This is a genomic window from Agilicoccus flavus (genome assembly GCF_014857905.1).
Classification (GTDB): domain Bacteria; phylum Actinomycetota; class Actinomycetes; order Actinomycetales; family Dermatophilaceae; genus Agilicoccus; species Agilicoccus flavus.
This window is the reverse complement of record NZ_JACYXE010000008.1, coordinates 1-13,742: the sequence shown is the minus strand read 5'-3', so window position 1 is coordinate 13,742 and position 13,742 is coordinate 1. Positions and strand designations below refer to the sequence as shown.

Sequence of the window (13,742 nt, the reverse complement as noted above, 5' to 3'; positions counted from 1 at the left end):
CGACCGCCTCGGCCCGCGCCCGGCCCGGGTGCGGTACGCAGCGGGGGCGCGCTCACGAGGCGTAGCGGTCGACGCTGCCCAGCGCGGCGTCGAGACGCTCCAGGCCCTCGCGGGCGTCCTCGTCGGTGATGGTGGCCGGCGGCACGACGTGCGTGCGGTTCCCGCCGATGAACGGCCACAGGCCCGCCTTCTTGCAGGCGGCCGTGAACTCGGCCATCGGCGCGTTGTCGGCGCCCGTGGCGCCCGGCGGCACGAGCGGTTCGCGCGTCGCGCGGTCCTTCACGAGCTCGAGCGCCCAGAACACCCCGAGACCGCGCACGTCCCCGACGACGGGGTGGGCCGCGGCGAGCTCGCGCAGGCCCGGACCGAACACGTCCTGTCCGAGGTGGCGGGCGTGCTCGACGATCCCCTCCTCGTGCATGATCCGGATGCTCGCCACGGCCGAGGCGCACGCCAGCGGGTGCCCGGAGTAGGTGAGGCCGCCCGGGTAGGGGCGCTCGCGGAAGGAGTCGACGACCGGCCCCGACATGAGCACGCCGCCGATCGGCACGTACCCCGAGTTGACGCCCTTGGCGAAGGTGATGAGGTCCGGCACGACGCCCCAGTGGTCGACGGCGAACCACTCACCGCAGCGCGCGAACCCGGCCATGACCTCGTCGGCGATGTAGAGGATGCCGTGCTCGTCGCAGAGCCGGCGGACGCCCTCGAGGTAGCCGGGCGGCGGCACGAGGATGCCGTTGGTGCCCACGACGGTCTCGAGGACGATCGCGGCGATCGTGTGCGGCCCCTCGGCCGCGATCGTGGCCGCGAGGTGCGCCAGCGCACGCTCGGTCTCCTCCTGCGGCGACGTGGAGTGGAACGCCGAGCGGTAGGGGTAGGGGCCCCAGAAGTGGACCACGCCGGGGTAACCCGGCTCGGAGGCCCAGCGGCGGGGCTCACCGGTCACGGTGATCGCGCCGGCCGTCGCGCCGTGATAGCTGCGGTAGGCGGCGAGGACCTTCTGTCGACCGGTGTGCAGGCGGGCCATGCGGGTCGCGTTCTCGATCGCCTCGGCCCCGCCGTTGGTGAAGAAGACGTGGTCCATGCCGTCGGGCCCCACCTCCGCCACGAGCCGGGCCGCCTCACTGCGGGCGGCGTGCGCCATCGCCGGCGAGACCGTCATGACGTCGTCGCAGGCGGCCTTGATCGCCTCGACGAGGCGCGGGTGCTGGTAGCCGATGTTGACGTTGACGAGCTGGCTCGAGAAGTCGAGGTACTCGGTCCCGTCCGCCGTGAACCGGGACCCGCTCGCGTCGGTGACGAGGGCCGGCGAGATCTGGTCCTGGGCCGACCACGAATGGAAGACGTGGTCGTGATCGTCGGCGAGAGCGTCTCGGGTGGGGTCGACGATGTTCGCGGTCGCAGTCGTGGTGGTCATCTGGGGCTCCTGCTCGCTCGGTCTCGGGCTCGATCCTGACCCCACCGTACGTCCGCCCACCGCCGCGTCCCCACGGCGAGGCGCGCCGTGCCGGACGTCGCGGCCGCGACGTGGGCCTCGGCGGCCGACAGGTCCCTCGACGTCACGTGCAGGTGCAGGGTGGCGATCGCGGCGTAGTCGGTGCCGACGACGTCGAGACCGGCGGTGCGCAGCTCGTGCTCGACCCGGCCCACGTCCGCGATCGGCACCTCGACCTCGACCTCGGCCACGAGGCGACGGGTGCGTCGCCGCGCCCCCGCGGCCGCCGCGGCGACGGCGTCGCCGTAGGCGCGCGCGAGGCCGCCGGTGCCCAGCAGGGTGCCCCCGAACCACCGCGTGACGACGGCGACGACGTCGCACAGCCCCGCCGCGTCGAGCGCGTCCAGCATGGGCGCCCCCGCCGTGCCCGACGGCTCGCCGTCGTCGTGGGCACGTCGGACGCCGGGCAGCAGCACCCCGTCCCCCACCTCGCCCGCGAGGACGAGGGCCGAGCAGTGGTGGCGCGCGTCGTGGTGGGTCCGTCGCGCCCGCTCGACGACGTCTCGCGCCTCCGCCTCGCTCCCGACGCGCTCGAGGTGGGCCAGGAAGCGCGACCGCTTGACCTCGATCTCGGCGTGCGCGACCGACGCGAGCGTGACGTACTCCGAGGACGGCCGGCCCGGGCCGCTCACGGCGCCCGTCGGGTCGGCGAGCTCATCGCGGCGGCTCGAAGCGCCCGTCGACCGCGGTCCACCCACCGTCGACCATGAGCTGGCTGCCCGTGACGAAGCTCGAGGCGTCGGAGGCGAGGAACACCGCGGCCCCGGCGAGCTCGCTGGGGTGCGCCCACCGGCCCAGCGCGGAGGCCTGCGCGTAGGCGTCCGCCCACGCCGGGTCCGCCTTGATCTGGGTCGTCAGCGGCGTGTCCGTCACGCCGGGGGCGATGGCGTTGAAGCGCACACCCTGCGGGCCCAGCTCGGCGGCCGCCGTCCGCAGGAGCTGCACGAGCCCGGCCTTGGTCGCCGCGTAGACGCCCTGGCCCGGCTCGACGACGACCGCGCGCATCGAGCTGAACGCGATGACGCTGCCGCGGCCCCGCTGTGCCATCGGACCGGCGAACGCGCGGATGAGGTCGAAGTGGGCCCGCAGGTTGAGGCCGACGACCCGGTCGAACTCCTCGCCGGAGTAGTCGAGGATCCGCTTCCGGACGTTGACCCCAGCGGTGACGACGAGGACGTCGACGTCGCCGAGCTCCCCGGGTGCGGCGGCCACGGCGTCGGCGTCGAGGATGTCGAGCTCGAACGGGGTCAACCCCTCGCCCAGCTTGCACGTCCCGCGCGCGGCGGCGAGGTCCCGGTCGGCCACCACGACGCGGGCTCCCTGGGCGGCGAGGGCGAGGGCGCTCTCCCGGCCGATGCCGCTGCCGCCGCCGACGACGAGCGCCGTGCGGCCGTCGAGGCGGAAGAGTCGTGCGTAGTCCGGCCGCTCGGTCGGGGCGCCGGGGGCCGGAGAGGGGCGCGAGTTCCGCGGATCCTGCGGGGTCTGCGGGGGCTCGGGGGTCTCAGGGGACTGCGGGGTCTGCGGGGGCTCGGCGGTGTCGGTCATCTCGGTCCTCACGGTCGTCACGGTCGTCTCTGCGGGGGCGGGTCGTCCGTCGGCCGGCGGCGCGGGTGGAGCCCCGAGACGGCGCTCGGGAACGCGTCGGCGTAGCTGCGGCGCGCGAACCTCGCCGCGCCCGGGTCGTCGCCTCTCGGGCCCGGCCCGGTGGGCCCGACGCCGGTCGCCGCGACCACGGCGTGCGCCACGGCCCGGGTGGCCGTGTCGCCGGCCGCCGTGAGGATCGCGTGGAAACCGGCGAGGTCGGGAGGCGGGCGCCGGGTCGTCGACAGACCGAAGAACGTGTCGCCGTCGAACATCGTGTGCACGGGGTTGACGCCGCGGGCCAGCCCGTCGTGGGCGAGGCCCGCCAGCTTGGCGCACTGCGCTTTCGTCAGCGTCGCGTCCGTGGCGACGACCCCGATCGTCGTGGCGGTGCCGGGCCGGCCGAGCACGAGCGGCGGGGCGGCCGCGGCGCGTCGTGCCGCCTCCGCGAGGTCGGCGGCGTCGGGGCGGACCAGGTCGAGCTCGCCGGGCAGCAGGTGGCGGGCGGCCCAGAGCGTGCCGTCCCGCGCGTCGACCGCCTCCCCGAGGGCGTTGAGCACGAGGAGCACCGCGACACGCGTCCCGTCGGGCAGCACCGTGCTCGCCGTGCCGATCCCGCCCTTGAGCCCGCCGACGGTCGCCCCCGTCCCGGCCCCGACGCAGCCCTGAGCGACGCCGGTGGGCCCGCCGGACGCCGCCGTCCGGGCGGCGCTCGCCGCCGCGGCGTAGGCCGCGGCCCCGCTCGACGCGTCCGGGGCGGCCGCGAAGTCTCCCCCGCGCCCCAGGTCGAAGACCACGGCGCCGGGCACGATCGGCACGACCTCGCCGGGCCCACCCATCGGCAGTCCGATCCCGTCGGCGAAGAGCGCCCGCGCGACCCCGTCGGCGGCCGCGAGCCCGAACGCGCTGCCACCCGAGAGGCAGATCGCGTGGACACGCTCGACGACGTTGCGGGGGTCGAGCAGGTCGGTCTCCCGGGTCCCGGGGCCGCCGCCGCGCACGTCGACGCCGCCGATCGCCCCGCGGGAACCCGGGTCGGCCGCGCGGGTGGGGTCGTCGAGCCCCTCCCCCGCCGCGAGGACGACCGTAGTGCCGGACAGGCGCCCCGGTCCGCGCAGCGTCTCGTGTCCGACGGCGAGCCCCGGGACGTCGGCCAACGAGTTCGTGGGTCCCGGCACGAGGGGGCCGATCCCGGTCCTCACGGGCGCGCCGGGGAGGGGTCGGTGGTGACGTCGGAGTCGGCGTCGGAACCTGCACCGGCCGCGAGGTCGGCCGGGCGGTCGCCGCGCAGGGCGCCGGCGATGGTCGGGATGCTGCCGACGAGGCGGCGCGTGTACGGGTGGTCGGGGGCCTCGAACAGCGCCGCCGTCGGCCCCTCCTCGACGATCCGGCCGGCCTCCATGACGAGGACGCGCTCGCACAGGTGACGGACGACCGCGAGGTCGTGCGAGACGAACACCAGCGTGAGGCCGAGGTCGTCGACGAGGTCGGCGAGCAGGTCGAGCACCTGCGCGCGCACCGACACGTCGAGGGCGCTCACGGCCTCGTCGGCGACGAGGATCGACGGCGACGGCGCGAGGGCCCGCGCGATGGAGATCCGTTGCCGCTGCCCCCCGGAGAACTGGTGCGAGTAGCGCCGGGCCGCGTCGGGGTCGAGCCCGACCGCCGTCAGGAGTTCGCGGACGCGCTCGCGACCGCCGGGCAGTCCCTGCGCGACGAGGGGCTCGGCGACGATGTCGGCCACCCGCATCCGGGGGTCGAGGGAGCCCATCGGGTCTTGGAACACGAGCTGCAGGCGCCGGCGCACGAGGGGCACCAGTTCCCGCTCCGAGCGGCCGGACACCTGCGCCCCCTCGATGCGGACCGTGCCCGAGGTCGGGGTGTCGAGGCCCGCCAGGAGGCGCAGGAGGGTCGACTTGCCGCAGCCGGACTCCCCGACGATGCCGAGGCGTTCACCGCGGGCGACCGTGAAGCTCACGTCGCGCAGGGCGTGCACGGGCTCGGGCCGCGCGCGCCACGACGTGCGCCGCCCCGCGTACGTCCGGGACAGCCCGCTGACCTCGATGATCGGGGCCCCGAGCCAGTCGGCGGATCCGTCGCCGGGCCGATCGTGCTCGGGCGGAGCGGCCGCGGATCCGCCCGAGGACGCGCGGGCCGGCGGCGCGGACGGCCGGCGCGTTCCGGCCCCGCCGGTGAGGCGGCCGCGGTCGTCCACGACGGACAGGTCGGCGGCCGCGACGAGGCGCCGGGTGTAGGGGTGGTCCGGCGCGGTGAGCACCTGCGCGACGTCGCCGGTCTCGACGATCCGGCCGTCGGTCATGACGGCCACCCGGTCGCAGACGGTGGCGACGACGGCGAGGTCGTGGCTGATGAACAGCAGCCCGGCGTCGCGGGCCGCGACGCCGGCGACGATGAGGTCGAGCACCCCCGCCTGCACGGTGACGTCGAGGGCGGTCGTCGGTTCGTCGGCCACGAGGAGCCCGGGGTCGTTGGCGAGCGCCATCGCGAGGACGACGCGCTGGCGCTGCCCTCCCGAGAGCTGGTGAGGGTAGGCGCGGGCCGCGGCCGCGGGGTCGGGCAGGCGCACGTCGGCGAGGAGCTCGACCGCGCGCGCCCCGGCGGCCCGCGCGTCCACGCCGTGGAGTCGCATCGCCTCGGCGACCTGCCGGCCGACCCGCATCGTCGGGTTGAGGGCGGTCATCGGCTCCTGGAAGACCATGGCGACGTCGCGGCCGCGCACGGCCGACATCGCGCGCTCGGAGGAACCGACGACGTCGTGGGGCCCCTGCGCCGTCGCGACCCGCACCCGCCCGCTCGCCCGCAGACCGGTCGGCAGCAGGCCGAGGACCGACAGGGCGGTCAGGGACTTGCCCGATCCCGACTCGCCGATGAGCCCCACCCGCTCGCCCCGTCGGACGGACAGGGCCACGTCCTGCACGAGCGGCAGGTCCCCCGCGTGCACGCTCAGGCCGGCGACGTCGAGGACGAGGTCGTCCCGATCGCGGTCGTCCCGGCCCGGCACCGTGCGGACGGCCGGGCTCATCGGATCTCCCGCGTGCGCGGGTCGAGCACGTCGCGCAGCCCGTCGCCGAGCAGGTTGAACCCGAGGACCGCCAGCGCGACCGCCACCCCGGGCACGACGGCGATCCGGGGAGCCAGGAAGAGCAGCGGCTGCGCCTCCTGGAGCATCCGGCCCCAGCTCGGGGTGGGCGGCGGCGTCCCGAACCCGAGGAAGCTCAGCGCGGCCTCCGCGAGGACGGCGATGGCGAACGAGACCGACGCCTGCACGATGACGACCCCGGAGACGTTCGGCAGGACGTGCCGCCAGGCGATCGCGGGGCGCATCCGCCCGGCGGCCCGGGCGGCGAGCACGTACTCCGTACTCATCACCTGCAGCGTCCCGGCGCGCACGACCCGGACGAACGACGGGATCGTCGCGATGCCGATGGCGACCATGGCCGTGAGGGTGCTGCCGCCGAACACGGCGCCGAACATGATGGCGAGCAGCAGCGCGGGGAACGCCAGCAGCAGGTCGCACGCGCGCATGATGAGCGTCGGCAGGATCCCGCGGGTCATCCCCGCGAGGATCCCGAGCGGGACCCCGACGGCGGCGGCGAGGCCCACCGAGACGACGCCGACCAACAGCGTGGTCCGCGCGCCGACGAGGACGCGGGAGAACACGTCCCGCCCGAACCGGTCCGTGCCGAACCAGTGCTCGGCCGAGAACGGCAGCAGGCGCGCGGTCGCGTCGACCCGGACGGGATCGTACGGGGTCCAGACGTAGGAGACCGCGGCCCCGACCACGACGAGGCCGACGAGGACCGCGCCGACGAGCAGCGTCGGCGAGAGGCGGCGGTCGCGGATCGCCCCGGGCGGGCGCGACGCAGGGTCCACGCCCTCCGGGCCCGGCCCGCCGAGGTCGACGCCGGCTCCCGGCCCCGCGCTCACCGCACCCCTCGCGTCCGGGGGTCGAGCAGGCCGTAGGCGAGGTCCGCGAGGGTGTTGACGACGAGCACGCAGACGACGAGGACCATGACGATGTCGGCGACGACGACCAGGTCGCGTTGGGCCACCGCGTCGAGCAGGAAGCTGCCGAGGCCGGGGACGACGAAGACCCGTTCGACGACGACGGCGCCGATGAGCAGGGTCGCGAGCTGGAGCGCCAGCACGGTGACGACCGGGATGGCGGCGTTGCGCAGCCCGTGCCGCCACAACGCCCTCAAGGGGGTGAGCCCCTTGGACCGGGCGGTGCGCACGTAGTCCTCGGACATGACGTCGAGGATCGCGGTGCGCACGTACCGGGCGAGCACCGCGCCCTGGACGAGACCGAGCGAGAGCGCCGGGAGCGCGAGGCGCGCGAGGAACGCCGCCGGGTCGACGGCGGGCGGGGTCCAGCCGCCCGCCGGCAGCCAGCGCAGCCCCACCGCGAACACGGCGATGAGCAGGATGCCCGCGAGGAACGACGGGATCGCCACCCCGATCTGCGAGACGGCCGAGGTGACCAGGCCCACCGCGTCGCGGTGGCGCACCGCCATGAGCACGCCCAGAGGCAGGGCGATGAGCAGCGCGATGACCATGCCCGCGAGGACGAGCCAGGCGGTCACGGCGAAGCGGTCGGCGAGCTGCGGCCCGATCTGGGCGCGCGAGATGTAGCTCTCCCCCGGGTTCCCGCTCACCAGCCCGCCCACCCAGTCGAGGTAACGCACGAGCAGCGGCCGGTCGAGCCCGAAGTGGCTGCGCATCGCCGCGACCGCCTCCTCGGAGGCGTTGAGCCCGAGCGCGACCCGCGCCGGATCGCCCGGCAGCACCTGCATGAACGCGAAGACGACGACCGAGCTCACCGCGAGCGAGCCGAGCAGGGTCGCGAGGCGCGCGAGCATCCGCCGGGCGGGCGGCGCGAAAGAGGGGACCGAGGTCACGGGAGGGGACGGGTCGTCGCGGCTCAGCCGCGCGCGAGTCCCGTGACGTCGAAGGACTCCGTGATCGCGTTCTTCGGCAACCCCGTGATCCCCTTCTTCGCGACCATGAGGTTCGGCAGCAGGAACAGCCAGTCGGAGGCCGAGTCCTCCGCCAGCAGGCGCGCGGCCTTCTTCATCTGCGCCGCCTGCGTCGCTTCGTCGCCGGCGTCGGCCGCGGCGAGAGCGGCCGTGAGCTGCGGGTTCTTGTAGTGGATGTAGTAGTCGGGGTTGCCGAAGACCGTCGGCAGGTCACGCGGCTCCACGTGGGCGATGATCGACGCGTCGTAGTCGCCGCCCTTGAAGACGGTCGTCAGCCACGCGGCCGGGAACTCCAGCTGGTCGAGGGTGACGCGGAACCCGGCCTGTTCGAGCTGGCTCTTGACGACCTGCCCGCACTCGGCGGCGTAGGGCAGCGTGGGCAGCCGCAGCCGGATCGCCGGGTTCGGGGTGCCCGCCTTCGCGAGGAGCGCCTTGGACGCGGCGAGGTCGAAGGGGACGACCCCGGTGAGGTCCTCGTACCACGGGTCGGTCGGGGGGACCATGCTGCCGATGAGCGTCCCCCGGCCCGCCCAGCACAGGTCGAGCAGGGCCCGGTGGTCGATGGCCTGGCGCGCGGCGCGGCGCACCCGGGCGTCGGCGAACGGGCCCTTCGCGTTGTTCATCGACAGGACGACCTCGCCGTTCGTCGTCCCCTCGACGACCTCGAAGCGGTCGTCGGAGGTGAACTGCTCGACGGTGTCGGGCGCCTGGACGGTGGAGATGACGTCGATGGTGCCCGTGAGCAGCGCGTTGTTCAGCGCCGTCGGCTCCTTGAAATACGCGAGCCGGACCGAGTCGAAGAACGGCTTCTGCCCGCCGTAGGACGGGTTGCGGTTCAGGGTGATCGAATCGCCCCGCTTCCACTCCCCCAGCGTGTACGGGCCGGTGCCCACCGGCTTCGTCGCGAGGGCGTCGACGCCGGTCCGGCTGAACATCGCCCCGACGCGGGTCGTCATCCGGAACAGCCAGTCGTTGCTCGGCTCGGTCAACGTGACGACGAGGCGGTGGTCGCCCTGCGCCTTCGCCGAGGCGACGACGTCCATCGCCGACTTCAGCGAGACGGTCCAGTCCTTCTTCACCCGCTCGATCGAGAAGACGGCGTCGGCGGCCGTGAACGGCGCCCCCGAGCTGAACCGCGCCTTCGGGTCGAGCTCGAAGGTGTAGGTCTTGCGGTCGGGCGAGACCTGCCAGCTCGTGGCCAGGGCGGGGACGATCTTGCCCTCGCCGTCGAGCTCGACGAGGCCCTCGTAGACGTTGGTCAGGAGGGCCTGCGGGATCGCGGCACCGTCGGTGGTCGTGAAGTCGAGGCTGGCCGGCTCGGCGACCATGCCCACGGCGAGCGCGTTCGCACCGGACCCGCCGCCCGCGCCACCCGTCCCGGCCGTCCCCCCGCCCCCGGGCGTGGAGGTCGACCCGGCCGAGCACGCGCCCAGCGCGAGCGTTCCCGCAAGGACCGCGGCGAGGGCGGTGACTGCTCGTGTGCGCATGCGAACTCCGTCGTCGAGGGGGTACGGGCCGATCCGACCCACCGGGCGCGGGCTGCGGTCATCCCACCCGTCGCCCGAGGTGGTGTCAAGGATAGGTGGGCGGGCGCGCGGGCGCCGGGGTCCCGCGCCCTCAGGCGGCGAGCTGCGCGAGGGTGTGGATGAGCAGGCCGGCGAGGCCGCCGACGATCGTTCCGTTGATGCGGATGAACTGCAGGTCGCGACCGACGTGCAGCTCGATGCGCTCGGCGGCCTCCTTGCCGTCCCAGCGGGCGATGACCTGGCTGATGATCGGCGCGAGTTCGGGCCCGTAGGACTCGACGACCGACGCGACGATCGCCCCGGCCCGCTCGTCGACGCGGGCGCGCAACGCCTCGTCGGCCTCGAGGCGGGCCCCGAGGGCCACGCACTCGTCCACGAGGCGCTCGCGCAGCGGGCCCTGCTCGTCGGCGAGGGAGACGGACAGGGTGCGGCGCACGACCTCCCACAGGCCCATCGCGGTCTCGAGGGTCTGCGGGTGGGTGAGGAACCGCTCCTTGAGCGCCTCGGCCCGCGCCATCGTCGACGGGTCCTCGCCGAGGTTGGTCGCGAGGTCGCGCAGGAGGTCGTCGAGCGCGAGCCGGACGTGGTGGGCCGGGTCGTCGCGCACGTCCCGCAGCCACTTCACGGCCTCGGTGTGCAGGCGGTCGCCCACGAGGTCGTTGACCCAGGTCGGGGCCCAGCTCGGGGCGCGCTCGGTGACGAGGGTCATGAACGTGCGCGGGTTGTCGAGCAGCCAGTTGTGGGCCTCGACGACGCACAGGTCGACGAGCCCGACGTGGACGCGGTCGGCCACGACCTGGTGCAGCAGGGAGCCGGCCAGCGGGCTCACCGGCTCCGCCGCGAGCCGAGGGAGCAGCGACTTCTCCAGCACCGAGCGGACCTCGTCGTCGTCGAGGTGCTCCAGGCCCCGCTCGAGGGTCGAGGACACCTCGGCGACGAGCCGGGTGCTGTGCGCGCGGTCGCGCAGCCAGCCGCCCACCCGGCGGGTCACCCCGGCCGCGACGAACCGCTCGCGGGCGGCGTCGCCGGTGAGGAAGTTGCCGACGACGAAGTCCTCGAGCCCCTTGGCGAACACGTCCTTCTTCTTCGGGACGAGCGCCGTGTGCGGGACCGGGATGCCGAGCGGGTGGCGGAACAGCGCGGTGACGGCGAACCAGTCGGCGAGCGCGCCGACCATCGCGGCCTCGGCGGTCGCGTTGACGTAGCCCCACACCCCGCCACGGTGGAGCGTGGCGACGAACACGAGCGCGGCCAGCACGAGCAGCGAGGTCGCGACCGTCCGCATGCGCCGCAGGCCGAGGGCGCGCGCCTCGTCGGCGGCCGCCAGGGTGGGTGAACTCATGCGGCGATTGTCCCCCGCGACTCCACGGGCGCGTCGCCGGGCCGCGATCGCGGCGGGCGCGTGCGCGAGAATGGGCGCATGGGCACGGGCCGGGGGACGCGGGGGACGTCGGCCGCGCGCACCTCGTGGGCCGCTCGGCTCCGCCGGCGCCGCTCGTCCGCGCTCGACGCGACGACGGGGGCGTTCCGCGCCCTCCCGCCGCGCCGCGAGGCCAGGCTCGCCGTGCGCGAGAACGGTTCCCGCATCCTGCGACTCACGACGGCGGCGGTCCTCGCCTACCTCGCGGCGAAGGCGGTGACCCCGAACCTCACCGACCTCACCGGGCCGCTGACGGCCCTGCTCGTCGTCCAGGCGAGCCTGTTCGGCTCGTTGCGCAGCGGGGTCGGGCGGGTCGCGTCCGTCCTCACCGGGGTCGTCGTCGCGCTGGGCCTGTCGATCTGGTTCGGCCTCACCTGGTGGAGCCTGGGGCTCGCGATCGGGCTGGCGCTCACCCTCGCCCACGCGTTCCGCCTCGGCGACCACATCCTCGAGACGCCGATCAGCGCGATGCTCGTGCTCGGGGTCGCCCAGCACGACCTCGCCGCCACGACCCGCATCACCAACACCCTCATCGGCGCGGGTGTGGGCATGGCCTTCAACCTGCTCGTCCCGCCCGACGCGGCGGGGCGCGGCGTCGTGGCCGCGGTCGAGGACGTCGCGCGCCACCTGTCCGCGGCGCTCGAACGCGCCGGCCGTGAGCTCGAGGAGGGGTTCGCCCGCTCCCGCGTGCAACGGTGGCTCGACGACGTCCACCGCGTCCTGCCCCTCGTGACGGGCGCCGAGGAGGCGCTCGTCGTCCACGAGGAGGCGCGTCGGTTCAACCCCCGCTCCGCGGCCGTGGGTGACACCGGCCCGGTCCTGCGGCCCGGGCTCCGCGCGCTGGACGCGGCGACCCTCGCCGTCCGGCACACGCTCATGTCCATCATGGAAGAAGCCCCCGCGACGGTCGGGACGGGCACCCTGCCGCGCATCGACCCCGCGGCTCCACCCCCGGACGCACCGACCTCGTCGGAGGCCTCACCGGAGGCCGAGGCGGTGCGGTCGGCGTTCGCCGGCGTGCTCACCCTCATGGGCGAGGCGGTGGAGGCGTACGGGCTGTTCGTCGCGGCGAGGGCCCGCGACGAGACGGCACCCGCCGCCGCCGCCCTGCGCGACGCCCTCGAGGCGCTGCGGGAGACCCGCGCCATGCTCACGGAGCTCCTGCTAGTCGACCCGGCCGACGACGCGGCCGCCTGGCTGCTGCGCGGATCGATCCTCGGCGGGGTGGACCGGTTCCTCGTGGCCCTCGACCTCGAGACGCAGGCCGCGCCGCCGCCGCCCGCGCCGACGCCGCTGACCCGCCTGCTCCTGGCGCGGTCCGCGCGACCGCGCCGGGACGAGATCGCCGCGGACGTCGGTCGCCGACCTCCGCAGGGCGGGCCGGCCCGCTATCCGATCGTGTGAGGCCTCAGCGCCGGGGCGCGTGCATCCAGAGGACGACGTCGAGGTGGCGCAGGCGGGCGTCCTGACGGCCGACGTCGACCGTGTCGGACTCGTCGGCGCGGGACACGAGACGGTCGAGTTCGTCGCGTACCCGGGGGTCGGCCATGACGGTGTGGAAGACCTGCCAGTCGACCTGGTAGCGGGAGGGCCACAGCCCGAGGTAGCGGCAGACCACCTCGTCGCGGACGGGGAACAGGTCGGGTCGCTTGCGGGCACAGATCTTCGCGGCGGTGGTCCATCCGGTCTGGTACCGGTCGGTGGGGGGCGGCACGACCGCCCGCAGCGTCGTGTACAGCTCGTCCATCGCCGCGAGCACCGGCGGGGTCACGTCCTCGAGGCGCGCGTCGAGCGGCAGCCGCTCGGGCGACAGCAGTTCGTGGACCCGGTCGCGGGTGGGCCCGTCCTTGAGGAGCGCCCGCGCCATGAGTGCCGAGACCGGCGCCTCGAGCAGCGTCGCCGCGAGCAGGTCGGCCTCGCCGATCCGCGCGGGGTCGTTCTCGCCGAGGCCGAGGAAGGAGGCGCCGGCGAAGTCGCCGCCCCGGTTGTAGTACCGGGTCAGACGCTCGGGGGTCCGGGGATCGGCGAGCGCCGTGCGCACGCGCTCCGCCGCGGACCGGTAGAACGGTTCCGCGTTGCGCCAGTCCTGCGGGACGGTCAGCCGGGCGAGCGTCATCGGTGCCTCCGTTCCTGAGCCCTCCCGTGGCCCGCCGGTGGGTGCGCCGACGACCGAGGAGGACCTGCGTCTCTCGCACCGTCACGGTATCCGGCGCGGGGCACGCGTGGGTCTGCGGGCCTCCGCGGGCCTGCCCCTCCACGGGTCGCGTGGTCACGACCCGTTACCTTCTTCGCACCCCGATGATGTGGGGTGCTGGTCACCAGGTCCGGCATGACTGAGTGCCCCTGTTGTTCGGATGATCCGGGGGGTGTTGTCACCGGGCCTGGTGGCGTCGGCGTGACCGCTGATAGGGACACGGCCGACGAGCGTGCTCGTCAGGTCTCTTCGTAACGTGGGTGCCGGCTGCTGACGCCCGACCGTGGCCAGTGTTGGGACCGACTCACGTGCTGGCAGGAGGCAGAAGTGAACGGACTTCCCGACCGCGCCTACGCGGTCTACCTGGGCCTTGACGTTGGCAAGGGCGAACACCACGCCTGCGCGGTGAACGCCACCGGCGCACGCGTGCACGACAAGCCGCTGCCGCAGGACGAAGCCCGCCTGCAGGCCCTGTACGAACAGCTCGCCACGCACGGGCCGGTGCTCGTCGTGGTCGATCAGCCGGCCT

Annotated in this window: 12 protein-coding genes; 2 read left to right on the top strand and 10 right to left on the bottom strand. The window is 74.9% G+C overall.

Features of this window, described 5'->3' with window-relative positions; genetic code table 11:
- Nucleotides 1-52 precede the first annotated feature (52 nt).
- The 9 genes from ICW24_RS12420 to ICW24_RS12380 all read right to left on the bottom strand — a co-directional run bounded on the left by ICW24_RS12420 (nucleotide 53) and on the right by ICW24_RS12380 (nucleotide 10,941).
- Nucleotides 53-1,417, bottom strand: a complete 1,365-nt coding sequence (locus tag ICW24_RS12420) for an aspartate aminotransferase family protein (protein ID WP_226346037.1) — start codon at nucleotides 1,415-1,417, stop codon at nucleotides 53-55.
- Nucleotides 1,414-2,127: an IMPACT family protein gene (locus ICW24_RS12415; RefSeq protein WP_226346036.1), complete on the bottom strand. Its 714-nt coding sequence runs from the start codon at nucleotides 2,125-2,127 to the stop codon at nucleotides 1,414-1,416. The genes ICW24_RS12420 and ICW24_RS12415 overlap by 4 nt, the downstream gene beginning before the upstream one ends.
- A gap of 22 nt (nucleotides 2,128-2,149) precedes the next feature.
- Nucleotides 2,150-3,052: an SDR family NAD(P)-dependent oxidoreductase gene (locus ICW24_RS12410; RefSeq protein ID WP_226346035.1), complete on the bottom strand. Its 903-nt coding sequence runs from the start codon at nucleotides 3,050-3,052 to the stop codon at nucleotides 2,150-2,152.
- A gap of 5 nt (nucleotides 3,053-3,057) precedes the next feature.
- Nucleotides 3,058-4,254 (bottom strand): P1 family peptidase, encoded by a 1,197-nt coding sequence (locus ICW24_RS12405; RefSeq protein WP_226346034.1) that lies wholly within the window; start codon nucleotides 4,252-4,254, stop codon nucleotides 3,058-3,060.
- Between the two features lie 20 nt (nucleotides 4,255-4,274).
- Nucleotides 4,275-6,119, bottom strand: coding sequence for a dipeptide ABC transporter ATP-binding protein (locus ICW24_RS12400; protein WP_226346033.1), 1,845 nt, complete (start codon nucleotides 6,117-6,119; stop codon nucleotides 4,275-4,277).
- Nucleotides 6,116-7,024 carry an ABC transporter permease gene (locus ICW24_RS12395; protein WP_443588048.1) on the bottom strand — a complete coding sequence of 303 codons (909 nt, stop codon included), beginning with the start codon at nucleotides 7,022-7,024 and terminating at the stop codon, nucleotides 6,116-6,118. The genes ICW24_RS12400 and ICW24_RS12395 overlap by 4 nt, the downstream gene beginning before the upstream one ends.
- Complete coding sequence (locus ICW24_RS12390; protein WP_226346223.1) at nucleotides 7,021-7,956, bottom strand: ABC transporter permease; 936 nt, start codon at nucleotides 7,954-7,956, stop codon at nucleotides 7,021-7,023. Before ICW24_RS12390 ends, ICW24_RS12395 begins: the two co-directional genes overlap by 4 nt.
- A 62-nt stretch (nucleotides 7,957-8,018) precedes the next feature.
- A complete protein-coding gene (locus ICW24_RS12385; RefSeq protein WP_226346032.1) occupies nucleotides 8,019-9,560 on the bottom strand; it encodes an ABC transporter substrate-binding protein in 1,542 nt (513 codons plus the stop codon).
- Nucleotides 9,561-9,690: 130 nt separating this feature from the next.
- Nucleotides 9,691-10,941: a DUF445 domain-containing protein gene (locus ICW24_RS12380; protein ID WP_226346031.1), complete on the bottom strand. Its 1,251-nt coding sequence runs from the start codon at nucleotides 10,939-10,941 to the stop codon at nucleotides 9,691-9,693.
- A 78-nt stretch (nucleotides 10,942-11,019) separates the two neighbouring features.
- Between ICW24_RS12380 and ICW24_RS12375 the strand changes: the two genes are divergently transcribed.
- Nucleotides 11,020-12,423, top strand: a complete 1,404-nt coding sequence (locus tag ICW24_RS12375) for an FUSC family protein (protein WP_226346030.1) — start codon at nucleotides 11,020-11,022, stop codon at nucleotides 12,421-12,423.
- A gap of 4 nt (nucleotides 12,424-12,427) precedes the next feature.
- Here the strand turns inward: ICW24_RS12375 and ICW24_RS12370 are convergent, their stop codons facing one another.
- Entirely contained in the window at nucleotides 12,428-13,135 is a 708-nt protein-coding gene (locus ICW24_RS12370) for a DUF6308 family protein (RefSeq protein ID WP_226346029.1), read from the bottom strand.
- A 405-nt stretch (nucleotides 13,136-13,540) separates the two neighbouring features.
- Here ICW24_RS12370 and ICW24_RS12365 point away from each other — a divergent pair.
- Nucleotides 13,541-13,742 (top strand): IS110 family transposase (locus ICW24_RS12365; RefSeq protein ID WP_226346028.1); only part of this gene is annotated, 202 nt, incomplete at its 3' end.

Coding starts and splice junctions, on each gene's coding strand:
- ICW24_RS12400 (WP_226346033.1), bottom strand. CDS start 6,119: ATGAGCCCGGCCGTCCGCACGGTGCCGGGCCGGGACGACCGCGATCGG.
- ICW24_RS12370 (WP_226346029.1), bottom strand. CDS start 13,135: ATGACGCTCGCCCGGCTGACCGTCCCGCAGGACTGGCGCAACGCGGAA.
- ICW24_RS12375 (WP_226346030.1), top strand. CDS start 11,020: ATGGGCACGGGCCGGGGGACGCGGGGGACGTCGGCCGCGCGCACCTCG.
- ICW24_RS12420 (WP_226346037.1), bottom strand. CDS start 1,417: ATGACCACCACGACTGCGACCGCGAACATCGTCGACCCCACCCGAGAC.
- ICW24_RS12390 (WP_226346223.1), bottom strand. CDS start 7,956: ATGCTCGCGCGCCTCGCGACCCTGCTCGGCTCGCTCGCGGTGAGCTCG.
- ICW24_RS12380 (WP_226346031.1), bottom strand. CDS start 10,941: ATGAGTTCACCCACCCTGGCGGCCGCCGACGAGGCGCGCGCCCTCGGC.
- ICW24_RS12385 (WP_226346032.1), bottom strand. CDS start 9,560: ATGCGCACACGAGCAGTCACCGCCCTCGCCGCGGTCCTTGCGGGAACG.